The 24,382-nt window shown below is 41.0% G+C and carries 19 protein-coding genes and 2 tRNA genes; 9 read left to right on the top strand and 12 right to left on the bottom strand.

The window, feature by feature from the left end; genetic code table 11:
- Nucleotides 1–111 precede the first annotated feature (111 nt).
- Nucleotides 112–198, top strand: a tRNA-Leu gene (locus tag HR060_RS18075).
- A gap of 18 nt (nucleotides 199–216) precedes the next feature.
- Here HR060_RS18075 and HR060_RS18070 read toward each other — a convergent pair.
- The 4 genes from HR060_RS18070 to HR060_RS18055 form a co-directional block, all read right to left on the bottom strand.
- On the bottom strand, nucleotides 217–1,056 hold the full coding sequence (locus HR060_RS18070; RefSeq protein WP_174201684.1) for a PEP-CTERM sorting domain-containing protein: 840 nt from the start codon (nucleotides 1,054–1,056) through the stop codon (nucleotides 217–219).
- Nucleotides 1,057–1,350: 294 nt separating this feature from the next.
- A complete protein-coding gene (locus HR060_RS18065) occupies nucleotides 1,351–2,634 on the bottom strand; it encodes an ammonium transporter (protein ID WP_174201683.1) in 1,284 nt (427 codons plus the stop codon).
- A 26-nt stretch (nucleotides 2,635–2,660) separates the two neighbouring features.
- The gene (locus HR060_RS18060) at nucleotides 2,661–2,999 is read right to left on the bottom strand and encodes a P-II family nitrogen regulator (protein WP_174201682.1); all 339 of its coding nucleotides are present in this window, start codon (nucleotides 2,997–2,999) and stop codon (nucleotides 2,661–2,663) included.
- Between the two features lie 226 nt (nucleotides 3,000–3,225).
- Nucleotides 3,226–6,258: a TonB-dependent receptor gene (locus HR060_RS18055; protein ID WP_174201681.1), complete on the bottom strand. Its 3,033-nt coding sequence runs from the start codon at nucleotides 6,256–6,258 to the stop codon at nucleotides 3,226–3,228.
- A 238-nt stretch (nucleotides 6,259–6,496) separates the two neighbouring features.
- Between HR060_RS18055 and HR060_RS18050 the strand changes: the two genes are divergently transcribed.
- From HR060_RS18050 to HR060_RS18030, 4 genes are all read left to right on the top strand, one after another.
- The gene (locus HR060_RS18050) at nucleotides 6,497–7,831 is read left to right on the top strand and encodes a DEAD/DEAH box helicase (protein WP_174201680.1); all 1,335 of its coding nucleotides are present in this window, start codon (nucleotides 6,497–6,499) and stop codon (nucleotides 7,829–7,831) included.
- Between the two features lie 327 nt (nucleotides 7,832–8,158).
- On the top strand, nucleotides 8,159–8,497 hold the full coding sequence (gene glnK, locus HR060_RS18045) for a P-II family nitrogen regulator (protein WP_174201679.1): 339 nt from the start codon (nucleotides 8,159–8,161) through the stop codon (nucleotides 8,495–8,497).
- A gap of 27 nt (nucleotides 8,498–8,524) precedes the next feature.
- Nucleotides 8,525–9,805: an ammonium transporter gene (locus tag HR060_RS18040; protein WP_174201678.1), complete on the top strand. Its 1,281-nt coding sequence runs from the start codon at nucleotides 8,525–8,527 to the stop codon at nucleotides 9,803–9,805.
- Nucleotides 9,806–10,206: 401 nt separating this feature from the next.
- On the top strand, nucleotides 10,207–13,023 hold the full coding sequence (locus HR060_RS18030) for a glycosyl hydrolase family 18 protein (RefSeq protein ID WP_217434975.1): 2,817 nt from the start codon (nucleotides 10,207–10,209) through the stop codon (nucleotides 13,021–13,023).
- A gap of 77 nt (nucleotides 13,024–13,100) precedes the next feature.
- Here HR060_RS18030 and HR060_RS18025 read toward each other — a convergent pair whose 3' ends face one another.
- From HR060_RS18025 to HR060_RS17990, 8 genes are all read right to left on the bottom strand, one after another.
- Entirely contained in the window at nucleotides 13,101–14,198 is a 1,098-nt protein-coding gene (locus HR060_RS18025) for a helix-turn-helix domain-containing protein (RefSeq protein ID WP_174201677.1), read from the bottom strand.
- A gap of 45 nt (nucleotides 14,199–14,243) precedes the next feature.
- The gene (locus tag HR060_RS18020) at nucleotides 14,244–15,113 is read right to left on the bottom strand and encodes a hypothetical protein (RefSeq protein ID WP_174201676.1); all 870 of its coding nucleotides are present in this window, start codon (nucleotides 15,111–15,113) and stop codon (nucleotides 14,244–14,246) included.
- A gap of 221 nt (nucleotides 15,114–15,334) precedes the next feature.
- The gene (gene purD, locus HR060_RS18015; protein ID WP_174201675.1) at nucleotides 15,335–16,621 is read right to left on the bottom strand and encodes a phosphoribosylamine--glycine ligase; all 1,287 of its coding nucleotides are present in this window, start codon (nucleotides 16,619–16,621) and stop codon (nucleotides 15,335–15,337) included.
- 9 nt (nucleotides 16,622–16,630) lie between these two features.
- On the bottom strand, nucleotides 16,631–17,482 hold the full coding sequence (locus HR060_RS18010; RefSeq protein WP_174201674.1) for a class I SAM-dependent methyltransferase: 852 nt from the start codon (nucleotides 17,480–17,482) through the stop codon (nucleotides 16,631–16,633).
- A gap of 160 nt (nucleotides 17,483–17,642) precedes the next feature.
- Nucleotides 17,643–19,229, bottom strand: a complete 1,587-nt coding sequence (purH, locus tag HR060_RS18005; protein WP_174201673.1) for a bifunctional phosphoribosylaminoimidazolecarboxamide formyltransferase/IMP cyclohydrolase — start codon at nucleotides 19,227–19,229, stop codon at nucleotides 17,643–17,645.
- 83 nt (nucleotides 19,230–19,312) lie between these two features.
- Nucleotides 19,313–19,603, bottom strand: coding sequence for a DNA-binding transcriptional regulator Fis (fis, locus tag HR060_RS18000; protein ID WP_174201672.1), 291 nt, complete (start codon nucleotides 19,601–19,603; stop codon nucleotides 19,313–19,315).
- 5 nt (nucleotides 19,604–19,608) lie between these two features.
- Nucleotides 19,609–20,586 carry a tRNA dihydrouridine synthase DusB gene (dusB, locus tag HR060_RS17995; protein ID WP_174201671.1) on the bottom strand — a complete coding sequence of 326 codons (978 nt, stop codon included), beginning with the start codon at nucleotides 20,584–20,586 and terminating at the stop codon, nucleotides 19,609–19,611.
- Nucleotides 20,587–21,020: 434 nt separating this feature from the next.
- Nucleotides 21,021–21,209 (bottom strand): hypothetical protein, encoded by a 189-nt coding sequence (locus HR060_RS17990; protein ID WP_174201670.1) that lies wholly within the window; start codon nucleotides 21,207–21,209, stop codon nucleotides 21,021–21,023.
- Nucleotides 21,210–21,449: 240 nt separating this feature from the next.
- Here HR060_RS17990 and murB point away from each other — a divergent pair, with 240 nt between their 5' ends.
- The 4 genes from murB to HR060_RS17970 all read left to right on the top strand — a co-directional run bounded on the left by murB (nucleotide 21,450) and on the right by HR060_RS17970 (nucleotide 24,381).
- Nucleotides 21,450–22,466 (top strand): UDP-N-acetylmuramate dehydrogenase, encoded by a 1,017-nt coding sequence (gene murB, locus HR060_RS17985; RefSeq protein WP_174201669.1) that lies wholly within the window; start codon nucleotides 21,450–21,452, stop codon nucleotides 22,464–22,466.
- The gene (gene birA, locus HR060_RS17980; RefSeq protein WP_174201668.1) at nucleotides 22,466–23,464 is read left to right on the top strand and encodes a bifunctional biotin--[acetyl-CoA-carboxylase] ligase/biotin operon repressor BirA; all 999 of its coding nucleotides are present in this window, start codon (nucleotides 22,466–22,468) and stop codon (nucleotides 23,462–23,464) included. Before murB ends, birA begins: the two co-directional genes overlap by 1 nt.
- Nucleotides 23,457–24,191: a type III pantothenate kinase gene (locus HR060_RS17975; protein WP_174201667.1), complete on the top strand. Its 735-nt coding sequence runs from the start codon at nucleotides 23,457–23,459 to the stop codon at nucleotides 24,189–24,191. Before birA ends, HR060_RS17975 begins: the two co-directional genes overlap by 8 nt.
- 114 nt (nucleotides 24,192–24,305) lie before the next feature.
- Nucleotides 24,306–24,381 (top strand) — tRNA-Thr (locus HR060_RS17970).
- Nucleotide 24,382: the final 1 nt, after the last annotated feature.

The raw sequence follows: 24,382 nt of genomic DNA, 5'->3' as shown, positions 1-24,382 counted from the left end.
CCGACTTAGCTCAGTTGGTAGAGCAACTGACTTGTAATCAGTAGGTCGCCAGTTCGATTCCGGCAGTCGGCACCATTCTCTACTACAAAATGTAGAACACAATCTGTATTCGCCCGGGTGGTGGAATTGGTAGACACAAGGGATTTAAAATCCCTCGCTGGTAACAGCGTGACGGTTCAAGTCCGTCCCCGGGCACCATTCCTTTTAGATCAACTCTTACTTTCTGATTCTCAACAATGATATTAGAACTATACCTATTAGCCCTATCGAAGTAGGCTCTGGAACAGGCACTATTCTATTAACAATATTATCAAACTCAGCAGCTCTTCTAGTAGACACTACTTCTAGTTCATCGAAAAATATACCTTGATTAAAAAAAACATTTACATATTGGCTAGTGCTTCCTAATTGTAAATTTGTTATCGCATTACTTAGATCCCCACCAGTGATCTCCAATACATCGATTCCGTTATTTCTAAAAGTAAAAGTGTTATAGGTATCTATAGTCGCCCAATAAAAGCCAATATAGTCCATAGCAACTTCAGTACCGGTCAGTGCACCAGCCTGCACAAGAATAGGATTAAAGTCGATATTAACTGTCCCTGACGAACTGCCATCTTCCGGGGTATAACCAAAGCAGTTATCGTCATAACCAATTAAAGCTAGACCTGGAGCATCATCTTCCCTTACACTAAAACTACCTGATGTTGTAATACCGCTACCCGTGCCATTTACAGCACAGCCCGAGTTGTCCCCTATGCTGGAATTAAAAGCTTGTGTACCTGGTCCAAAAGGACTTGCAGCCAACGCAGTACCAAGTTGGGTGGCCACATCAAATGTTTCTACAAAGACCCCTGAGTTATTGATTCCTCCGAGTCCTGTATTCGCAAGCTGCGTACTATTGACTCCTGTCAATAATGAACTGGTGAGTGTTGAGCTATCATAATTTGGTGTAACACCACCAAACGTGACTAAAGCATCAGTGTATATGATGCTTGCATGTGTGAGTGAGGATAAGCTGCAGATGGCTAACGTTGTAACTAATTTGGGTAACATTACAAAACTCTCCTTAAATTCAAAGAACTACGTGTATGTTTAGCCCAATTTTAAAAGCGTTTTAGCATCTCCTTGCGATATTAAGCTTAAGCACCCAATCTTCCTTATTTTTGTACAACAATAAAATTGAGTATATTGAAGCGCATCCAAATTGAGTGCCATAAATTAAAAATTGATAGTTTTTAATGAGTTATAAAGTTTTTAATTAGGCTGTAATGAAGGATTGTAAAAAAAGTAGACAGTGAGGAAAGCGAAGAGGGGCTTAATTAAGAATTAAGCCCCTCTGGTTATTTTTTAAAGGTTGTAACCACGCTCATCGTGGCTAACTAAGTCTAAGCCTTTGATTTCGTCTTCTTTCTCAACACGAATACCGTTTGTTAACAAGCCGACTAACTTAAGTAATACAAAGGTGATGATTGCTGTGTAAATACCAACAGAAACAACACCAATTGCTTGAACTGATAATTGCTCGCCAATTGACGTAATGCCGTCAGCGAAGCCGTGTCCACTAAATACGCCTAATTCAGTTGAAGCAAAGATACCCGCAAATAAAGTACCTAAAATACCGCCTACGCCGTGTACTGGGAATACATCAAGTGAGTCATCAATTTTCCATTTTTGTTTAATAGCCATAGTTGCATAGAAACAAACCACACCAGCTGATAAACCGATAACTAAAGCACCTGCAGGGCCAACAAAACCTGAAGCAGGAGTAATTGTACCTAAACCTGCAACCATACCTGTGACGATACCTAGTACAGATGGTTTACCGTGCTTAACCCATTCCATTGTCATCCAAGCCAATGAGCCAGCTGCTGCTGAAATGTGTGTAACTGTCATTGCCATAGCCGCATCGCCGTTAGCGGCAACGGCAGAACCAGCGTTAAAGCCAAACCAGCCAACCCATAACATCCCCGCGCCTGTTACTGTCATGGTAAGGTTATGTGGCATCATAGATGAATTGGGATAGCCGTGACGGTTCTTAATTGTTAATGCTGCTACTAATGCTGCAACACCACACGTTACGTGTACAACTGTACCGCCGGCAAAATCAAGTAGGCCCATAGCGCCCAACCAGCCACCGCCCCATACCCAGTGACAAACTGGAACGTAAACAAGTAGTACCCAAGCAGCACTGAAAAACATCACAGATGAGAACTTCATTCGTTCTGCAAAACCACCAACGATAAGTGCCGGTGTGATGATGGCGAATGTCATTTGGAACATGAAGAATAATGGCTCAGGAATTGTGCCAGCTAAAGTATCTTTAGAAACACCATTTAAAAAGGCTTTTGATAAATCGCCAATAAATGCATTACCTTCGCCAAATGCCAGGCTGTATCCAACTGCTAACCAAATAAGTGAAGTCATACAGGCAATGGCAAAACACTGCATTAAAACGGACAAGACGTTTTTGCTACGAACTAGGCCGCCATAAAATAAAGCTAAGCCAGGTAAAGTCATAAATAAGACTAAAGCGGTTGAAGTTAAAATCCAGGCTGTGTCACCTGTATCTAGTGAATCTGCACTAGCAAAGCCAGAAAAGGCAAGCGCACACAGGGCTAATATATATTTCATGTACTTCTTCTCTCTTTTAATTATTTTTATAAAGCAACGTCGCCCGATTCACCGGTACGAATTCTGAATACTTGCTCTAGTGAGGTAACAAAAATTTTGCCATCGCCGATAGAGCCACTGCCCGCAGTCTCTGTGATTAACTCGATGACTTCATCTAATCTGTCATCATTAATAGCGATCTCTAATTTTGTTTTGGGTACAAAGTCGATTGTATATTCGGCTCCGCGATAAAGCTCAACGTGTCCTCGTTGACGACCAAATCCTTTAACTTCAGTGACAGTCATACCTTTGATATCACGGTCAGCTAGGGCTTCTCGAACATCATCTAACTTATGCGGTTTGATAATAGCAGTGACTAATTTCATCCTATGTTCCTAAGTTGTGATTGGTTAGAAAGGAATGCTTTCGATTACTACTTTATTGGCTGATTTATTATCGGTAGTAGTAACAAAGCTGATACAAATGTTAGCAAATTATTCACTAAAATGGGGAATATCTTTATTTTGGTGCATTTTTATTCCTAAAACCTCAATATTTAGGCAATAAAAAAGCGCGACATAGTCGCGCTTTTTTTCGGAGCTGAGTCTTAGTTTAGAATGCTGCTTTTACAAATAAGCCGTAACGACGGTCTGTTTTGTTGAACGCTCTTGGTGTTTGCTTACCTTCTTGGTTGTAAATCATTTCTGTTTCAATGATTTCATCTGTTAAGTTTGACGCTTCAAAGCCAACAGTAAAGTTGTCATTGATGCGATAAGCAATTGATGCATCAAGTAAACCTGTTTCTTGCGCTTCAACTGGCGCGAATAAGTTGGCATCACGACGTGTTAGTAAGTACTCAGAACGCCAGTTATAAGCTAAGCGAGCAGATACATCGTATTTCTCATACATTAATGTGAAGTTGAATGTGTCATCTGAGTAACCTGGTAAGTCAAGGTTAGTAAAGGCACGGAAGTTATTACGGTTACCTTCACCTGGTACACCATTACCGAAACCTGAATCATCTTCTAAGCTTGATTGGTCTAAGTGTGTCCAGTTAGCAGAGATACCAAAGCCACCCCAGAAACCCGGTAAGAAGTCGTAGAACTGAGTATAAGCAAACTCAATACCTTGGATGTCACCTGAGCCATCATTGTCAAACATTTGGAAGTCAACAGGCACAGTTACACCAACAGATGGGTTTTCTACATCAACCGTGAATAAACGTTCGCGGATGATATTATCAATTTCTTTGTAGAAGAAGCTCGTTGTTAGTGAACCCGCATCTGCGAAGTACCATTCGTATGTTAAATCTAAGTTGAACGCTTCTTCAGGTTCAATCATTGGGTTACCAGTATCACCACCGATAGCCATACCTACAATGTTAGGTTGCCCTGGAATTGGGTTTTGGCCTTCAATTTGGTTGGTATACATATTTTGGTAGTTTCTGAAGTTTTTAAACGTCGGGAAATAGACGTTTTCAGAGATAGCAAAACGAACAATTTGGTCATCTGCCACTTCCATGCTTAAGTTTAAGCTTGGTAAGACTTTAGTGTATTCGTCACCCTTTAATGTTGTCGTTGCACCTTCTGCACCATTAGAGAATGCTGTTTCATCTGGATATTCGTCACGAACTTCTTGTGGGATGTACCAAGGTACCGTTGGGAAAGTGGCACCACCTGTCGATTCTACTTCCCAGCTGATATAACGAAGACCAACGTTACCTGTAATTGGTAAAGCCAAATCTGTAAATTCGAAGTTTAACTGTGCATATAATTCAACGCGATCTTCTGTGGTATCTGAAATTTCAGAACCAAGGTATGAACCCGTTGTGTTGTCACGCTCGCCCAAGTCAGGTGCAGGGAAAGTCAGCTCATCAATGGCGTTAATTGAATCACCAAAAGCATCAAAGTTACGAACGCCGTCTAAACGAGGGAAGTAGAACGTTTGATCGCCATTTAATACACCACCGCCAAAGAAATCACCTTGGTTGAACGTGTATTGTTCAAAGAACTCAGGATGTTCCGCTACGCTTGTCGAGAATGGGACGTCACCACCCCATACAACCCAACCAGCAGTGTATTCTTGCCAGTTCCAGATTGAATCTTTTGCCGTAATATCTTTGCTCGATGCATATAGACCCGTCTTGAATGAATGCATCCAACCTGAATCAAAGGTATACGTTAAATCAAATGCAAAGCTATCTGATTCTGCATCATTATCTTCCTCATGGTCCATTTTTGATTTTAAGTAAGCTTGTTCTGGGTATAGGATGTTATCCATATCACCTGTGAAGTTTACGTTGCGTGGATGTGAACCGTTGAGATCAAATTGAGCACCCGTGTAGATTACCGGAGTATCTGGGCGTATAACGCCGTCAGGGAACCATGATGGTTGTGTGTTTTCCATACGCGTTGTCATAGTGTAATCGCGTATTTGGTTTGTCGATTCAATGTGTTGAAGGTCGAAGTCGAGCTTTAAATTATCGTTAGGTTGATAAGTGAAATGGATGCTGATGTCATCAATATCAGTTTCAACATCATTGATACGTGTTGCAGCACTGAAGAAGTTTGGCGCTAATTCACCTCTATGCATGAAGCCTTCGCCATCGAAATCACCCGAAATGTATTGGATGTTATTTGGATTAACTTCATATCCGCGCTCGCCGTAGTCGACTACGCGCTCTTCCCACATTTTTTCAGCTTTTGAATGAATGTACTCAAATGTTAATTGCATCGTTTCATCAGCACTTTGCCATTGTAACGAAGTTGCTAAACCTGTTCTGTCACGCTCTGAGTCGGCTGAACGAATAGACATATAGGCCGGTGTGTAAAGTACTTGGTCTTCAAAACCAGGAATAGCAGTACCTGCATCACCAAAGTATTCTGTTTCGTTGGCAGTTGTACTGCGTTCGTAGAAGTTATCAACGGCTACACCGTCGCCTTTGTCTTCATAGCTTGAGCTAGAAGCACTCACTAAGAAACCAAATTTACCGGCTTTTGAATCCCATGTATTGCTGTAAAGACCGCTTAATACTGGTGTCCATTCTTCGGCGTGATCGCCATAAGTACCTTTAACTTGAGCAAAAACGACTTGGCCATCATTATCAAAAGGCTTTCTTGTAACTAGGTTAACTGTACCGGCTACACCACCAGCGATTAAATCAGCTGTGGTGTTTTTAACGACTTCGACACTACCTAATAATTCACCTGGAATATCAGCGTAGTTCAAGCCAGCGCCATCCGGGCTAGCACTGAATGAGTCACGACCGTTAATCTCTGAGCGAACACGCTTAAGACCACGAACGATTACACCTGTACCTTCTGAAGAGAAGTGATTTGGATCATCAGATGAATCGAAGCGTTCGATACTAACACCTGGTACACGTTGTAAGGCTTCCGTCACACTTTTGTCTGGTAGTGAACCAATGTCACTTGCCGTAATAACGTCCTTTACTGTGTTGGCATTACGTTTAATGTCTTGGGCTGTGGCCACTTGGTTACGAAAACCAACGACTTCAATGCGTTCAACTTCGTCGTTGTCGGCATTTGCGTTAGCTTCTTGAGCCATAGTTTGAAAACTTGCAGGTAGTAGTGCTAGAGATACTGCAAAGCTTAAAGGGTGTAAGCGCAATTTAGAGTTCAACATTTTGGTATCCATGTGATTGGTTGTATTTCAAAGCGTTAACGAATGAATAGTTATATTTATAATTGTTATTCAATATTGTAGTTGTGTAGCTTATGTATTTTTTTAACAACTGACTAACAAAGAGTCAAGACTGTAAAAGTTAACAAACATTTCAAAATGATTCAGAACTGTTTTTTTACATACAAATGACAGTGAACCAGTATAATAAGAAAGTTATATATTGATTGGAGCTTTAACTTTGTCTTTTTCTGAATTGTCGTTACATACCTTATTGAATAAAACTTTAGACCATCTAGGTTTTAAGGAGGCGACTGAGATTCAGCAAAAAGCGATTCCGGTTGCGCTAACAGGCAGAGATTTAATTGCTTCCTCTAAGACGGGGTCAGGTAAAACACTTGCATATTTATTGCCTACGTTACACCGATTGTTAAAAACTAAGTCGTTTAGTCGTCGCGACCCTCGTGCCGTGGTTTTAGCACCAACACGTGAATTAGCCAACCAAGTTTATGCACAATTGCGAAGCTTAGTTGCCAACACTAATTTCACTGCCACTAAACTCATAGGTGGAGATAACTTTAACGATCAGGCAAAGGCGCTTCGAAAAGACCCCCATATTATTGTGGCCACAGCAGGGCGTTTAGCTGATCACTTAGACAAGCGTCATCTGTGTTTGAACGGCCTTGAAGTCCTTATTTTTGATGAAGCCGATCGCATGTTAGATCTCGGTTTTGCCGAACAGCTTCGCGTTATCCATCAAGCCGCTGATCACAGAAAACGACAAACTCTTTTATTTTCTGCCACTTTAGACGGTGAAGAAGTAAAAATGTTAAGCCAAGAGTTATTAAACAACCCGTTGCGTGTGGCAGTAGGTGCGGCGAATGAAGAACACAAAGATATCACGCAGCGCTTTTACCTAGCTGATCATCTTGATCACAAAAAAGCTATTTTGGCTAAATTGCTTGAGCTTGAAACTTGTAGACAAGTGATTGTATTTACCGCGACGCGTGCCGATACCCAAACTATTGCCGATGAGTTGATTGAGCAAGGTATAAAAGCGGTTGCGCTGTCTGGTGATTTATCGCAAGCTAAGCGAAATCAAATTATGGAAAGCTTTGCCAAAGAAGAGTATCAATTATTAGTGACAACCGATGTCGCTTCTCGAGGGCTTGATTTACGCAATGTGTCGCACGTATTTAACTTTGACCAGCCAAAACACGCAGAGGAGTACGTTCACCGAATTGGTCGAACAGGTCGCGCGGGCTTCAAGGGTACGGCAATCTCTTTAGTTGGACCGAGAGATTGGGTGAGTTTTAAGCAAGTTGAAGCCTTCTTACAGCAACAAATTAGCTTTGATCAAGTAGAAGGCCTAGAAGCTAAATTTAAAGGCTTAAAACCGAAAAAGGCAAATAAGCCGTCAAAACCAAGAGCAAATAAAGATAAGCAAGGCAACCGCCCTGTGCGCAAGAAAACAACTAAACGACCAAGTGGCAAGCCAGGTTCGATTAAGCCTGTTATGGATGGTGATTTACCACCAGTCAAACGCAAAACGAGAGTCGACTTTGATACTGAGTAACTAATACAAATATTTTTAAAAGGGGAGCTTTCAGCTCTCCTTTTTTATTGGCACTTCATTTCACACCTTTTCTTTACTCTTTTATGAATTTAACGATTTGTGGCATCACAATTTTGTCGTTTTATTTCTTTTGAACTATACCTATCTTTGCTTGCACCAAGTTGGTGCTGTATATGGAAAAAACTGGTGCACAAATAATGTGCAAAATTGGTTTTTGTTAAAGGTTTAAATTCTAATTTATTGATATTTATTGTTTTTTTAACTTTGGTACAGGACTTGTTAAGTAATTGATATCAACAAATCGAAAATAATCTTGGGGACGACAGGATGAAATTAGTAAGTGCAATCATCAAGCCATTTAAATTGGATGATGTCAGAGAAGCTATCTCTGAAATTGGTATCGAAGGTTTAACAGTAACTGAAGTGAAAGGTTTTGGTCGTCAAAAAGGCCACACTGAACTTTATCGCGGTGCTGAATACCAAGTCGATTTTTTACCAAAAGTTAAATTAGAGATCGCGGTTTTAGATCAAGACGTGGATCGCTTAATTGAAGCTATCACAGGTGCTGCGCAAACAGGCAAAATCGGTGACGGTAAGATCTTTGTTTATGACCTTGAGCAAACTGTACGTATCCGTACAGGTGAAACTGGCGAAAGCGCACTTTAATTCGAAATTCTGTAGTTGGAGAACATCATGGAACAAAATATATTTCATTTACAATATGCCATGGACACTTTCTATTTCTTAGTTTGTGGCGCGTTAGTTATGTGGATGGCGGCTGGTTTCGCTATGTTAGAAGCGGGTTTAGTACGCTCTAAAAACACCACTGAAATTTTAACTAAAAACATCGCATTATTTGCAATCTCTTGCATGATGTACTTAGTTGTCGGTTACGACATTATGTACAACGCAGGCGGCGACTTAACATTATTCTTAAAAGACATTGGCGTAGTTGATGTTGACTCGACATTAGCGTCTTTCAGTGAGCAAAATGACTTCACTGGCGGTGCTATCTACTCTGGTGCCTCTGATTTCTTCTTCCAAGTTGTATTCGTTGCAACGGCCATGTCTATCGTATCGGGTGCAGTTGCTGAGCGTATGAAGCTTTGGGCTTTCTTAGCATTCGCAGTTGTAATGACAGCTTTCATCTATCCAATGGAAGGTAGCTGGACTTGGGGTGGTGCTGATGTATTCGGTTTATACAACTTAGGTGACTTAGGTTTCTCTGATTTCGCCGGTTCTGGTATCGTTCACATGGCAGGTGCTGCTGCTGCATTAGCAGGTGTATTATTGCTTGGTGCGCGTAAAGGTAAATACGGTAAAGATGGCTCAGTTAAAGCGATTCCTGGTGCAAATTTACCATTAGCCACTTTAGGTACATTCATCTTATGGATGGGTTGGTTCGGCTTTAACGGTGGTTCTGTATTAAAGTTAGGTGATATCGCTAACGCTAACGCTGTTGCTATGGTGTTCTTAAACACAAATGCCGCTGCTGCGGGTGGTGTAGTTGCTGCCTTAATCGTTGCTCGTATCATGTTCAAAAAAGCAGATTTAACAATGGCATTAAACGGTGCATTAGCGGGCCTTGTTGCAATCACAGCTGAACCTTCAACACCAACAGCGTTCGAAGCGACATTATTCGGTGCTATCGGTGGTGCATTAGTTGTATTCTCAATCGTTGGCTTAGACAAGCTTAAGATTGATGATCCAGTAGGTGCTATCTCAGTTCACGGTGTAGTTGGTTTATTAGGTTTATTATTAGTACCTGTAACTAACGACGGTGCTTCATTCTCTGGCCAAATCATTGGTGCATTAACTATCTTCGGTTGGGTATTTGCAGCTAGCTTAGTTGTTTGGTTTGCACTTAAGCAAACTATAGGTATCCGTATCTCTGAAGAAGAAGAGTACGAAGGTGCTGATATCGCAGAGTGTGGTATGGAAGCATACCCAGAGTTCACATCTGCTGGTAAATAAATACATTATCTAGCGGCTGATAACTAAAACAAAAAGCCGCTACAAAACTAGTTTTTATTGAGTGATAAAAAGCCCTTAGCTGACGAGCTAAGGGCTTTTTTGTTAGTGTCTAAAATTTCTACATTTTTTCTTTAGTTATATTTTAATGATGTGCTAATGTTATAAATGTTGATTTTTTGTAAATAAAAATCATCTCGACTAGAAGTGGACTCTACAGTGTCATTTAACCTCTTGAGTAGGCTAAGTGACGCGAAGAATAATTAATAATACGAGAGATAGATAAGGAAGTGCTTCCCACCTATTTGTTCTAGTCAAACTATCTGCTTTGCTCTCACCAAAATAACTCGATGCGCTTGTTCTTGTAAATCAAGAGCAATGTATTTGCTGGAAGGAACTTTGCTGTGAAAAAAACAATTTTAGCGACAGCTGTTTTGGGCTTAGCCTCAACTTCTGCCTACGCGACTGATTGTAGCAATATCGCTATGTATAGTGATGGTGCTGCTTACGCAACAGGTGATACGGTCAAAAATAACGATAACGCATACCAATGTACAGTTGGTGGTTGGTGTGGCATAGGTGGACCTTATGCACCAGGCTCAGGCTGGGCTTGGCAACACGCTTGGGCTGACTTAGGTAAATGTGCCGATGTGGTTATCAATGATATGGATAATGATGGTGTAGCGGATGAAATTGATAATTGCCCGAATACACCAAACCCAGATCAGGCAGATTCAGATGGAGACGGTATTGGTGATGCTTGTGATACGGTTGATATTATTGATACGGATGGTGATGGTATAGAGGATGCTGTTGATAATTGTCCAAACACGCCAAACCCTGATCAAATGGATAGCGATGGCGACGGTATCGGTGATGCATGTGACACGGTTGATATTATCGATACCGATGGCGATGGCGTGGCAGATGACGTTGATAACTGTCCTAATACACCAAACCCAGACCAAGCAGATATGGACGGTGACGGTATTGGTGATGTTTGTGATACCGTTGATAATACGGATACAGACGGCGATGGCATTGCTGATAGTGTAGATAATTGTCCTAATACACCAAACCCAGATCAAACCGATAGCGACAGCAATGGTGTTGGTGATGCCTGCGAAAGCACTGCGGGTGAATGTCCTAGCTATGATTACAACACAACATATGCCAGTGGTGACATTGTTGCTAATGCAGATGGTTACTTCAAATGTGATGTAGCGGGTTGGTGTTCAGCGGGTAACTCAGCTTATGAACCAGGTGTTGGTTGGGCTTGGGAGTCGGCTTGGTCGGCTAGCACATTAGAAGCTTGTACTAGCACTGGCGGTGGCGTTGATGTACCCGATGTGCCTTTCTGTGCACCAGATTGGGTAAGCAGTAAAATTTATGGTGAAGACGCGATAGTTGGATACAAAGGTATTGCATGGCGTGCAATTAAAGAGACCTATGGTATCGCTCCAGACAATGACACATATGGACCGCAGTATGAAATTGTCGGTTATCCAGATGAAGCAGAATGTCCTGTAGGTATTCCAAATAACATCGATTACGGTATGCCAATGCCTGTTGATGGCAATATGTATGCAGGCGTCGTCAATCCAACGGGTGCTATTGATATGGCACGCATCGCTGATATTCCTTCTAGTCAAACAGGCAAGATTGGTGGTATCAACCCTGCTACTGACAACGGTGGTGATCACGGTGGCTTAGACGGTGACAATGGTGCGCGAGTATCAAAAGTTAAGCCAGGCGATGTAGCAAACCAGCACAATGTTTACGATGTAACTTCAGGTACGGAAGTGGTCACTTATATTGGTGATTGGGCAATTTATGGTCGTCAATATGACTTCACTAAATTAGCTGCACATAACTTAGACCGTATCGTTTATGGTTTTGCGGGTATTTGTTACCCAGATGCTAAAAACGAGCAAGACGGTGGTTTCCCAACAACAGCGCCTGCCGCTGTAATGCGTACTTGTAATCAATCAAACTTACCAGATGGTGCAATGGCGGTAGCAGATTTTGAAGCTGCTTTCTTACGCGCACTGCCAGGTGGTCCAAAAGGCAAAGTAATTGGTACAGAAAGCATGTACGAATTAGAGCCAAAAGATGTGGGCGGTGTATTTGGTGTGCTTTACCAATTACGTGAACAAAACCCAGATCTTAAATTAGACTTATCTGTTGGTGGTTGGACGTTATCTGAGGGCTTCCCTTGGATGGCTCACGATGATACTCGTCGTAAGGTGTTCGTTGATTCAATCGTTCACTTCTTAGAGCGTTTCGATTTTGACGGTGTAGATATCGATTGGGAATACCCAGGTTCAGATGGTGCGGTTGCCGGTATGGCTCGTCCTGATGATGCTGAAACATACGCTAAATTAATTCAAGACTTACGTGCAGGTATGGATTGGTTATCAGCTAAAACAGGTAAGAAATACCGTTTGTCTTCTGCTATCCCTGCTGGTCAAGGTCGTTTAGAAAAAATCGACTGGTCTGTTGTACACCCTTATATGGACCGCTTATACGCGATGACTTACGACTTAACTGGTGCGTGGGAGCGTGAGCTAAGCCATCACACGCCATTATATGAAAACCCAAATGCTGTTGGTTCTTCAGCGGGCACATCTGTTGATTTCACTATTAATTATTTAAAAGGCTTGGGGATCCCGGCTAATAAATTAATGGTGGGTATCGCTAACTACCACCGCTCTCGTGCAATGAACGTGGGTGATGTGACGCATTATGACAATGGCATCATAGGGGAAAGTACTTATGGTGATATGAACTGGACTGGTGCCAACCTTGTTTTAGGTATTGCTGGGGTAGGTAGTTGGGAAGCCGGTGTTATCGAAGGTTACGATTTATATGCTAACTACATTGATAACATGCTTTACCCAAGAAATGGCTACAGCTTGTATACAGACAAAGCGGCTAATGCTGATTACCTAGTTAATGAAAGTATTGGCTCTTTCATCACTATAGAAACGCCAAGAACAGCTGCCTTGAAAACTCAATATGCCAAAGACAATGGCTTAGCGGGTGTGTTCTTCTGGATGGCTGAACAAGATAATGGTTATAACCTAAATGCGGTTAACCACGTATTAGGTAATCCATTAGTGACTGATAATGCAGATGTTAAACCACAACAACAAATTCCTGTTTGTGGTGAAAATGTGACTAAAGCTGAGTGTGAGCAATTAATTGCACCACTAAAGTAAACGCGCACCGTAAGAAACTGTTGTAGTTTCTAGTTTGGGCGATACTCGAGAGGGTATCGCCTTTTTTGTTTTAGCGATTAGGCCGATAATTGTTTTCGGTACTCGCTAGGCGTCATTCCTGCTTTCTCTTTAAATACTTTGTAAAAACTGTTTTTGTTATTAAAACCAGCGCGATAAGCAATATCGAGCACAGACATTTGTTGATTATTAGCTTTGAGCAAGTTAACCGATTCTTCAAATCTTAAGTCATTAAAGTACTGATAAAAGCTAACTTGTTTGTGAATATTAAATAATTCAGATAACTGATTACGCGTTATGCCAAGCAAAGCGGCTAATTTACCGAGTGATAATGATTCATCTAAGTAGAGTTTTTCTTTTTCTACTAGTGCTGTTAGTTGTTGATCCAATTGCTCTGCCACTTCAGGCGAAAGCTCAATATTGCGCAAAGGTTTTGTCGGCTCTGACTGGTTTGCTCCTTTAGATTGAACTGGCTTGGCATCAAAAAAACGTGGCTGAAATAGCGCAAATAATGCAATCAAGCTAATAAATAAGCTGATTGAAGAAGCAAAAATTGACAGTGCCAACATGTTAGGCGGGTTCGTTGTCGTGATGACATAAGTCCATACAGATAGGTCGACTAACATCAAACTTGCCAAGCCTACGGATAAAAATAACAGCCAATAATAGGTCGAGTTTTGATGGTGTCGGATTATTTGACCAATTTTGCGCTGATAGTTTTTTAACGCCAGCATGCAGTAGATGAGGTAGCCTGTGGTTTGAATAAATATCAAACCAACTAGCAAGTAACCATTGATTAAATCTGTACCAATTGCCTTATCTGTATTAAGTAAAACAAAAGGCAAAAAGTGCAAACTGGCCGACGTCAGTTTTACGGGTTTTAGCAGTAAAAACTGACTGACTAAAAATAGTAATGGCCCATAAGCCAAGGTTAGATTTTGGCTCAGTTGACCAAGAATAGGTAGGGTGTCTCCCTGACTAAAATAGATGTAACCATTGAGTGCAGGAATACTCAGCAGGCTGACAAATAATGAAATAGTGATGGTAATTGCTTTGTCGCCACGTTTATTGACGATTAAGTTGATACAAGTCCAAATGGCAAGGGAAAAGGTGGAGAGGTACCATGCTTTGAGGATCTCGATTACTGCATCATTCATTTTATCAATCCTTGGTGCAGGTAGCTTTCGCTACCTGCTTTATTATTATTCTGCTGTTTGAGTTTGGTAAGTACTGAAAATACCTGAGAATTTAATCGTACCATTGCCAAAGTCTTGATACCAAACCCCAGATGTTGGTGAGTTATAGAAGTACACCATAATAAAAGGCAAAGTGAAGCTATCTGTCACTTGCACTGTCTGCTCAACGGCAACATTGGCAGAAACCCTTTGGTAGCTATAAGTACCGTAATGTGGCACTGCTGCTGGGCCAAACCCAATTGCAGAATATGTATTGTCTTCACTATAGCTTTGTAACACTAATGCGCGTTCTGGATAAAAACCTTCGGGTACAAAATCACTATGTGCTTGGGTGATATTCACTGCAACAGTCAAACCATTGTGATCAGATTCTGCCAGTGCGTTTGCATCATCTGTTAAAACATCAGTTAGGCTAAATTGCCCTTTGATCACAATGTCACTGTTTTTATCTTCTCGAGTGAAAGTACCGAAGCTCTTTGTTTCAAATTGATAGTAGGTAACATATTGACGATCGTTCACTATATCTTTGATATGTTCAACCGCTTTGGCAGTACCTGTTTTGCGGAAACGATAATCACCTTCTGCATCTACATGGTTTGCACCGCCTAAACCTTGCGCTGAAAAATGTCTGCGGTTGGCATACGTTTGGATAATTACACCTTGCGTAGGTAGCAAGCCCTGAACGTCATTTTCAACTGACTGGATACTGAGAACCATATCCTTATCTACTAAGTTTCTCGGTGCTAAAGAACTCCAGCTATAGCCAAACCAGCTTGGGCTAATTACTTCTTCATCTGCTGGCGGTGTCTTTGCATTGACTTGGGTAGAGAATAAAGCTGCAATTGATAATACAGCCAAGCTTTTTACAATTTTCATTTTAACTTTCCTTAATTAAACAACGTTTGGTAACTGCAGCGTCGATTATCAATAAGCGAAAGCAAAAAGGGTGGGTTTAGAACGAAAGGGAAAGCGTGCTTTTTTAAGTGACCTGCAGTCAATGTGTTAACTTGTGAACGAAGAAAGCTTGATTACACAACAAATAAAAAAGGAGAGCGGTTGCTCTCCTTTTTTTAAATCGTTTGCTTAACGAAATTGAATTAAGCTTGCTCTCGCTCAATCGCGCGATAAGCAATATCTGTGCGGTATTCAACACCATTCCAGCTAATTTGCTTAACAAGTTCGTAAGCGCGTTGTTGAGCTTCGGTTACTGTATTACCTAAAGCTGTAGCACAAAGTACGCGACCACCGTTAGTTGTTACTTCGCCTTCGATCATTTTAGTTCCAGCGTGGAATACTTTCTCGCCTTCTGTGTCTTCAGTTGGTAAACCAGAAATCACATCACCTTTAGGATAAGAAGCTGGGTAACCACCCGCTGCTAGAACAACGCCAACCGATGCACGTGCATCAAATTCAGCTGTTACTGTGTCAAGCTTACCTTCAATAGCTGCTTCACAAAGTTCAACTAAATCAGATTGCATACGCAACATGATAGGTTGTGTTTCAGGATCACCAAAGCGACAGTTGTATTCGATCACTTTTGGTGTGCCATCAGCTGTGATCATAAGACCTGCGTACAAGAAACCAGTGTATGGGTTACCTTCTTTAGCCATGCCTTCAACAGTTGGCATGATCACTTCGCTCATGATGCGATCGTGAATTTCAGGTGTAACAACTGGCGCTGGTGAATATGCACCCATACCACCTGTATTTGGACCTTTGTCACCATTGTAAGCGCGCTTGTGGTCTTGGCTTGTCGCCATAGGTAATACGTTTTTACCGTCAACCATTACGATGAAGCTTGCTTCTTCACCATCTAAGAATTCTTCGATAACAACGCGATGACCAGCATCACCAAAAGCATTTCCAGCTAACATATCTTTAACTGCAGCTTCTGCTTCTTCAACTGTCATCGCAACAATTACACCTTTACCTGCTGCTAAGCCATCAGCTTTTACAACAATTGGTGCACCTTGCTCTTGAATGTATGCAAGAGCAGGTTCGATCTCAGTGAAGTTTTTGTAATATCCAGTTGGAATATCGTTACGTGCTAAGAAGTCTTTTGTGAACGCTTTTGAGCCTTCTAACTGTGCTGCGCCTTCTGTCGGGCCAAAGATTTTTAAACCTTCTTTTTGGAAAGCATCAACAACACCAATTACTAAAGGTGCTTCAGGGCCAACAATTGTTAAATCAATGCTGTTTTCTTTTGCAAAAGCGATTAATGCTGGAATATCTTCGCCGCCAATCGCAACGTTTTCTAGCTTAGCTTCAAGCTCTGTACCGGCATTACCAGGAGCTAAAAATACTTTTTCTACTTTAGCAGACTGAGCTGCTTTCCATGCTAATGCGTGCTCACGACCACCGCCGCCAATCACGAGTATGTTCATTGATAACCTCTATTTAATCGGTTTTTTAAATTTAAGTGTGAATCGATCTGACTCACCAACTTTTAATAATTCTGGATTTTTGTCACGGTGCGAAGGAGGTAGGCTCCATACCCCTTTTGGATGATTAGCCGTGTCTTTAGGGTTGGCATTGATTTCGCTATCGGCGACTAATTCAAAGCCAGCTTGTTCAGCATATTTGATAGCCCATGACTTTTTGATATAGCCAGACTTTTTAGACTTTTCTTGGTCGCGATCTTCAGGTAATTCGTGATCAACGACACCTAAAATACCACCGGGTTTTAATGCCGTATAAAAAGTCTTAAATGCTTGTGCCATGCCTTCGGTACCGTCGTACATGTACCAGTTGTGTAGGTTGCGGAAAGTAAGAACTGCATCAGCAGTGCCAGCCGGCGCAACGGCATAATCTTTTGTAGCAGCGAACTCTGTAAGCTGAACATTAGCGTAAGCTGGGTTACTCGCTAACTTATCTTTAAAGCGCTTTAAATTTTTAACAAAGTACTCGTGTTTCGCATCCTTAGGGAAATGCGCTGCATAGTAAGTACCTTGATCTTTAAGGTAAGGCGCTAAAATTTCTGTGTACCAACCGCCACCTGGAGAAATTTCAACAACTGACATATCTGGTTTGATACCAAAAAAAGCAAGTGTCTCTTCAGGGTTGCGATATTGGTCGCGTGCTTTGTTTTTATCACTTCTCAAAGGCGAGTTTACCGCAGCTTTAAGTGTTGCTGTTGCTTGCACAGCGTTGTGATCTGGATGAGTGTGCGCCCAAGCAGAGTTTAATGACAGGGCAGAAGTCGCTAAAAGTGTTGCTAAAGCAATGGCTGTTTTTTTCATTTCCATTTCCCTTTTAATTGTTGTGAAGAGTTTAACAAAATCTTTGCAGAATACGATTATTCCGATACTAAGGGTTTAATCTGCCATCAAAGATAGTAAATAAAAAGAGAAGGCACAGCCTTCTCTTTGAATTTATGCTTTATCTGTCACAACAAAATGTCATGGCTTAGTGACGGAAGTGACGCATTCCAGTGAATACCATCGCCATACCGTGCTCATCTGCTGCAGCGATAACTTCGTCGTCACGCATAGAGCCACCAGGCTGAATAACAGCTGTGATGCCTGCTTCGGCTGCTGCATCAATACCATCGCGGAATGGGAAGAATGCATCTGATGCCATGACAGAACCTTTAACTTCTAAGTTCTCGTCAGCTGCTTTAATACCAGCAATTTTTGCTGAATAAACACGGCTCATTTGACCTGCACCTACACCAATTGTTTGCGCGCCTTTCGCGTAAACAATTGCGTTCGACTTAACGAACTTAGCTACTTTCCAGCAGAAAAATAAGTCTTTTAACTCTTCTTCTGAAGGCTGTTTCTTAGAAACAATTTTTAAATCTTCAAGAGCAACAGCACCTTGGTCGCTGTCTTGAAGTAATAAACCACCGTTTACACGTTTGTAATCAAGCTGACCAGCTGATGCTGAGAACTCACCACATTCTAATAAACGTACATTTTGCTTAGCCGCAACAATTTGACTGGCCGCTGCTGAGATGCTTGGTGCAATAATCACTTCAACGAATTGACGAGAGATAATGGCTTCTGCTGTCTCTGCATCTAATTCTTTGTTGAAAGCAATGATGCCACCGAATGCTGATGTAGGGTCTGTTTGGTAAGCGCCTTCGTAAGCAGCTGAGATGTTATCACCTACTGCTACACCACAAGGGTTAGCATGCTTAACGATCACACAAGCTGGCTCTTCAAATTGCTTAACACATTCTAATGCTGCATCAGTATCAGCAATGTTGTTGAACGATAAGGCTTTACCTTGTAATTGCTTAGCCGTTGAAACAGATGCTTCTGTTAAGTTGTTCTCAACGTAGAAAGCAGCAGACTGGTGGCTATTTTCACCGTAACGCAAGTCTTGTTTTTTCACTAATTGCGTGTTGAAAGTACGTGGGAACTGGCTACCTTCAGCTTTTTCTTCGATGTGATCGGGTACTAACTTACCGAAGTAGTTAGCGATCATGCCATCGTATTGTGCTGTGTGCTCGAACGCGGCAATCGCTAAATCAAAGCGCGTTTGGTAAGTTAATGAACCTTCGCCTGCTTTCATCTCTGCAACAACGCGATCGTAATCTGATGCATTAACAACGATTGTCACGTCTTTGTGGTTTTTCGCTGCAGAGCGAACCATAGTTGGGCCACCGATATCGATGTTTTCAATTGCATCTTCAAGAGAACAATCAGGGTTAGCTACTGTCGCTGCGAATGGATATAGGTTAACAACAACCATGTCGATTGGTGTGATACCGTGCTCTTCCATTACCGCATCATCAGTACCGCGACGACCTAATACACCACCGTGTACTTTTGGGTGTAATGTTTTAACTCGGCCATCCATCATTTCAGGGAAGCCTGTGTAATCAGATACTTCGATAGCTTGGATTTGATTTTCAGTTAGTAAGCGGAATGTACCACCTGTAGATAAGATCTCTACACCATTGTTAGCTAACTCACGAGCGAATTCAACAATACCTGTTTTGTCTGAAACGCTGATCAGTGCGCGACGAATAGGTCTAGCTTCTTGCATTAGTCTTTTACCTTGATTGTTCAATTTAAGTCTTTAGAAAACGAAAAAAGCACCCAAAGGTGCTTTTTGCCTACAGTATTAGTTTAGTTCATACCGTATTTTTTCAATTTTTTACGTAACGTACCACGGTTGATACCTAGCATTACTGCAGCGCGTGTTTGGTTGCCACGAGTATATTGCATAACTTCTTCAAGTAACGGAGCTTCTACTTCTGATAATACTAATTCGTAGAACTCTTCGACGTCTTGTCCATTTAATTGAGATAAGTAATTGCTAATAGCTTGCTTAACAGAAGCGCGTAATGGCTTGTTATTTGTTTCAGAGCTTAATAATGGACCTGTTACTAATTCAGGAGTTGTGTTTTGTTCAAACATTTGTACTACTCTTCTCTTGGTAAATAGTTATCAAAAAACTGGTGTAAGCTATCGAGTTGCTCGCTGGCACCCTCAATAGCGTTAAAATCTTTTCGGAATTGACTATCTAAGTCGCATTCCTTGATATACCAACCGACATGTTTGCGCGCGATACGATAACCTTTTTGTTCACCGTATAACTCATGTAGTTGGCTTACATGTTTCAGTATGACTCGACGAATCTCATCAAGTTCAGGTTTTGCAGCATGCTCGCCTGTCGCTAGATATTGATTAATATCGCGGAACAACCAAGGGTTACCTTGTGCGCCTCGACCTATCATGACAGCATCTGCACCTGTGTACTTGAACACATGTACGGCCTTTTCAGCACTGGTTATGTCGCCATTAGCAATTACAGGAATGTTCACTGCTTGCTTAATCGCTTTAATAGTGTCGTATTCTGCTTCACCCTTAAATAAGTCCGCACGTGTACGGCCGTGAACGGCTAAAGCTTGGATTTGATTGCGCTCAGCAACTTGCGCAATCTCAACACCATTTCTGTTTTCTGGATCCCAACCTGTACGAATTTTTAACGTAACAGGCACGTCCACAGCATTGACTACAGCTTGAATGATACGTTCGACTAGGGCTTTGTCTTTTAACAATGCCGAACCAGCTAACTTTTTGTTCACTTTTTTAGCTGGACAACCCATATTAATATCAACAATTTGCGCACCATTGCTGACATTATACTGCGCGGCTTGTGCCATCAGCTCAGGATCGCAACCTGCGATCTGAACGGAACGTATTCCGGATTCACCTGAGTGATCCATACGCAAACGCGATTTGTCAGTTGCCCAAACATCAGGGTTTGATGACAACATTTCACCTACTGCTAAACCACATCCCATTTCACGACAAAGTTGTCTAAATGGTCTGTCTGTGATCCCGGCCATAGGCGCCAATATCACTGGGCTTGAAAGTGTGTAATCAGCTATTTGCATACGATTTAAGTCTGTTTCAAATTGGTTAAAACATCACCAGTCCGAAAAAAGGTCGGCTAGTGTACGTTTTTTTTTCTCAGCTGAAAAGCACATTTATTAAACAAAATAAGATTTTTTTAATGTCAAGAGCAGAAATGCATATTTCGTGCTAAAAAATAGACGGAAGCTGATAAAAATAGTCCGATAATGTTAGTTAAATGTAAATTTATAACCACGCTCAAGCTAGGCTTATAAAGGGGTACATCGAAGTAGTAGTTAAAAAAGCTTAACTTAACTTTAATATTGAGTAGGGAGCTTATAACTAGGTGATTGATTTACTAAAAGAAGTTTATTAAGGAAGTCAGATTGACAGCTTGGTTGTTTTATCAACAAATAGTGGGGATAAATTAAGGTAGCTTAATGAAAAGCTCAATTAGCTACCTTAACTTGAGCGACTAACCTAGTAAGAAAACTAAGAAAGCTGCAAAACAGGCAACGGCAAAGAAGGCGTTTTCGATTCGAGAACGTTGAATAACTTCGCGGTCTTTAGATGGCTCAGTGACACCTAATACGATAAAAGTTACAAATAAAGCTAGTGATAAAAGCATAGCGTTTACTTGTAAAGCACTTAGAATATTTTCCATGATGCACTCGTTTTGTTTTTAATTGCATTAAATTTAATCGCGTTATTGTAATAAGACTTGGCGCTGATTGCGAATTTTTTTCACGGTCCAAGCGCTGATTTTATAAACTACTTGATGTACATCAATATTAATCAAAGCCCCATTTATGCTTGATTGATAAAGGTTATCAATAGAGTTTACTGTATCTATTCATCAAGCCGAGCTATCATGCGCAAGACTTTAAAATTGGTAATTTCTTGCATGCACCAACACCTTTTACCCAATACATTTGGCTTCGATGCTCGCTGCTCGGCAGTGTATTTCATCAATGAAAATACTCAAATACATGATTTACCCAACCAGTTATTAACTGTCGGTGAGGGCTCTAACCTTTTATTTGTCGATGATCAAATTGATGTACCTATTGCGATTTGTCAGCATCAAACCTTTGATATTGAAGAAACAGACTCTTATTACCACGTCACTTTAGGCGCAGGCCTTAATTGGCATGAGGTTGTTTTAAAGTTGATTAAGTTAGGTGTCTACGGGTTAGAAAACCTTGCGCTCATTCCAGGTACGGTAGGTGCTGCGCCTGTACAAAATATTGGTGCATATGGTGTTGAGCTTGCCGATTTTTGTCAGCAAGTTTCAGGTATTGATTTAGCCAAAGCTAAAAGAGTTGTGCTTGATAAAGAGCAATGTCAGTTTAGCTATCGCGATTCAGTATTTAAAGCTTCGTTGAAAACACGCTTCGTTATTGAAAGCATCACCCTCTCTTTTCCTAAAAAATGGCAGCCTTGTTTAACTTATGGACCGCTTGAAAGCTGGGCTAAGGTGCAAGTCGATAAGCCAACTTCGGCGCAAATATGTCAATACGTCATTTCAATCAGACAAACTAAATTACCTGATCCTAAACAATTAGGTAATGCAGGTAGTTTTTTTAAAAACCCTATTATTGATAAAGCTCACGCCCAAGCGCTAAAAGCAAGTTGGCCTGATATGCCAATTTACCCAATTGATGAGAAGCTGGTTAAAGTTGCGGCAGGCTACCTAATTGACCGAGCAGGTTTAAAAGGTTATCAGCATGCAGGTGTGGGTGTTCACAAAAACCAAGCTCTGGTATTGGTCAATTATGGTCAGGGTAGTGCGGATGAATTGGTAAGCTTGGCAAATCAAGTTATTGAGACTGTGAACCAGAAGTTTGCAATCAAACTCGTGCCTGAAGTGCGCTTTATTAGTGCTCGAGGAGAAATTCAACCATCTGAGGTTTTAGCCTAATGAATCAGACACAGCTAAATGACAATTTATTATCTTTGTTAAGTTTGCTGGCAGGTAACGATTTTCACTCTGGAGATAAACTCGCTAGTGTACTTAAGGTATCTCGTGCAGCTGTCTCTAAGCGGGTAGCTAAGCTGAATGAGCTTGGCATTGAAGTACATTCAGTAAAAGGAAAAGGTTATCAATTATCACCTTTGATTGACTTATATGATGTAGAACAAATCACTGCTGCTTTATCTAACCGTTTTCACATTACTCATACTACGCAAACTGCATCGACTAATGATGATGCTAAAAAGCTACTTGCTGACAATAATGACAATACACATTGGCATTTGGTGTTAACTGAGCAGCAAAATGCAGGAAGGGGGAGAAGAGGCCGAAGCTGGGTATCATCGTTTGCGCAAAATTTAGCGATCAGTCTAGGACTGAGTTTAGATATCCCTGTCAGTCAATTATCAGGGTTGAGTATTGCCGTTGGCTTGAGCTTGGCCAAAAGTCTTAATGAATTAGGCTATCCTGCACAATTAAAGTGGCCAAATGATATTTATTTAAATGGCGAAAAGCTAGCTGGTATTTTATTAGAACTGGAAGGTGCATTTGATGCCAACTGCAATGTAATTGTTGGGATAGGTATTAATGTAAATATGCCAGCAAACAATCAAGATGCTAAAGCACAAATTGAGCAAGCGTGGACCAGCTTGTATCAATATTCTGGGAAAAGTATTAATAGAAGTCAGTTGTTAATTACATTAATAGAGCGCTTAGCAAAAGATTTGGAACATTTTATTAAGTACGGGCTAGTTGGGCAGGAAAAAACTTGGCAAAACTATGATCGCTTCTATAACCAGCCTATTCAATTATTGATGCCAAATAAAACGATTTGTGGTGTTGGTAAAGGCATAAACCAAGAAGGTGCTTTGTTACTTCAAACTGAACAAGGTTTGGAAACCTTTATTGGAGGTGAAATATCGGTAAGAGGTCAGCAAAGTGAATAAGCCATATGTATTATTAATTGATCAGGGCAATACGCGGATTAAATATGCGATCACTGAATATAATACCGAGTCAGCCATTACACTCATCGACACTGAACAACTTAAAAAGTTAAAAAAACAGATTGGCAATGTCATCTGTGCGACAGTGAAAGACAATATTGCTGATATTAAAGCAGAGTTGGCAGCCATCGGAATAAATCTACCAGTTCAGCAAGTACACACCGAAAAGTCTGCGTTTGGAGTAAAAATTGCCTACCAGGATGAAACAAGGCTAGGTGTAGATAGATATTTAGCTTTGCTGGCGGGCTATAAATTGACGAGTCGAGCTACAATCGTTATTGATTTTGGAACTGCTTTGACTATTGATGCTGTTAGTCGAGATGGCCAGCATAAAGGTGGTTGGATTTTACCAGGCTTAAAAACAAGTACTCGGGCATTACTTGCTCACACAGATAAAATTAAACTCATTAACGATACCGAACCGAGTCTATCACTTGGCGTTAATACTGAATCTTGTGTGTTAAATGGTTTAGTGGTTGCTCATATCAGTGCGATATCTCACTTAATAGAAGAAGAATTTCACGGTCAAAAGCTATCAATATTAGTAACAGGAGGCGACTCTGGTACTTATATGCCTTTGTTAAAACAAAAATTTAAAGGCGGAAATATCGACCTTAAAGAAGTAGAAGCACTGATATTCATGGGTTTGAAGCAATATATTGCTTAGCTTTTAATCAAAAAACATCAATATATTAAAAAAACGCTAAAAAATTAAAAAAAACGAAAAAAAGGTGTTGCAAGCCACAAATCAATTCACTATTATGCGCACCTCTTTTGCAGGGCCGACTTAGCTCAGTTGGTAGAGCAACTGACTTGTAATCAGTAGGTCGCCAGTTCGATTCCGGCAGTCGGCACCAT

The organism is Marinifaba aquimaris, assembly GCF_013328345.1.
Taxonomy (GTDB): Bacteria; Pseudomonadota; Gammaproteobacteria; order Enterobacterales; family Alteromonadaceae; genus Marinifaba; species Marinifaba aquimaris.
This window is presented reverse-complemented; position numbering and strand designations above follow the sequence as displayed.

Coding starts and splice junctions, on each gene's coding strand:
- birA (WP_174201668.1), top strand. CDS start 22,466: ATGAATCAGACACAGCTAAATGACAATTTATTATCTTTGTTAAGTTTG.
- purD (WP_174201675.1), bottom strand. CDS start 16,621: ATGAACATACTCGTGATTGGCGGCGGTGGTCGTGAGCACGCATTAGCA.
- HR060_RS18010 (WP_174201674.1), bottom strand. CDS start 17,482: ATGGAAATGAAAAAAACAGCCATTGCTTTAGCAACACTTTTAGCGACT.
- murB (WP_174201669.1), top strand. CDS start 21,450: ATGCACCAACACCTTTTACCCAATACATTTGGCTTCGATGCTCGCTGC.
- glnK (WP_174201679.1), top strand. CDS start 8,159: ATGAAATTAGTAAGTGCAATCATCAAGCCATTTAAATTGGATGATGTC.
- HR060_RS18025 (WP_174201677.1), bottom strand. CDS start 14,198: ATGAATGATGCAGTAATCGAGATCCTCAAAGCATGGTACCTCTCCACC.
- purH (WP_174201673.1), bottom strand. CDS start 19,229: ATGCAAGAAGCTAGACCTATTCGTCGCGCACTGATCAGCGTTTCAGAC.
- HR060_RS17990 (WP_174201670.1), bottom strand. CDS start 21,209: ATGGAAAATATTCTAAGTGCTTTACAAGTAAACGCTATGCTTTTATCA.
- dusB (WP_174201671.1), bottom strand. CDS start 20,586: ATGCAAATAGCTGATTACACACTTTCAAGCCCAGTGATATTGGCGCCT.
- HR060_RS18065 (WP_174201683.1), bottom strand. CDS start 2,634: ATGAAATATATATTAGCCCTGTGTGCGCTTGCCTTTTCTGGCTTTGCT.
- HR060_RS18070 (WP_174201684.1), bottom strand. CDS start 1,056: ATGTTACCCAAATTAGTTACAACGTTAGCCATCTGCAGCTTATCCTCA.
- HR060_RS18055 (WP_174201681.1), bottom strand. CDS start 6,258: ATGTTGAACTCTAAATTGCGCTTACACCCTTTAAGCTTTGCAGTATCT.
- HR060_RS18020 (WP_174201676.1), bottom strand. CDS start 15,113: ATGAAAATTGTAAAAAGCTTGGCTGTATTATCAATTGCAGCTTTATTC.
- HR060_RS18040 (WP_174201678.1), top strand. CDS start 8,525: ATGGAACAAAATATATTTCATTTACAATATGCCATGGACACTTTCTAT.
- fis (WP_174201672.1), bottom strand. CDS start 19,603: ATGTTTGAACAAAACACAACTCCTGAATTAGTAACAGGTCCATTATTA.
- HR060_RS18060 (WP_174201682.1), bottom strand. CDS start 2,999: ATGAAATTAGTCACTGCTATTATCAAACCGCATAAGTTAGATGATGTT.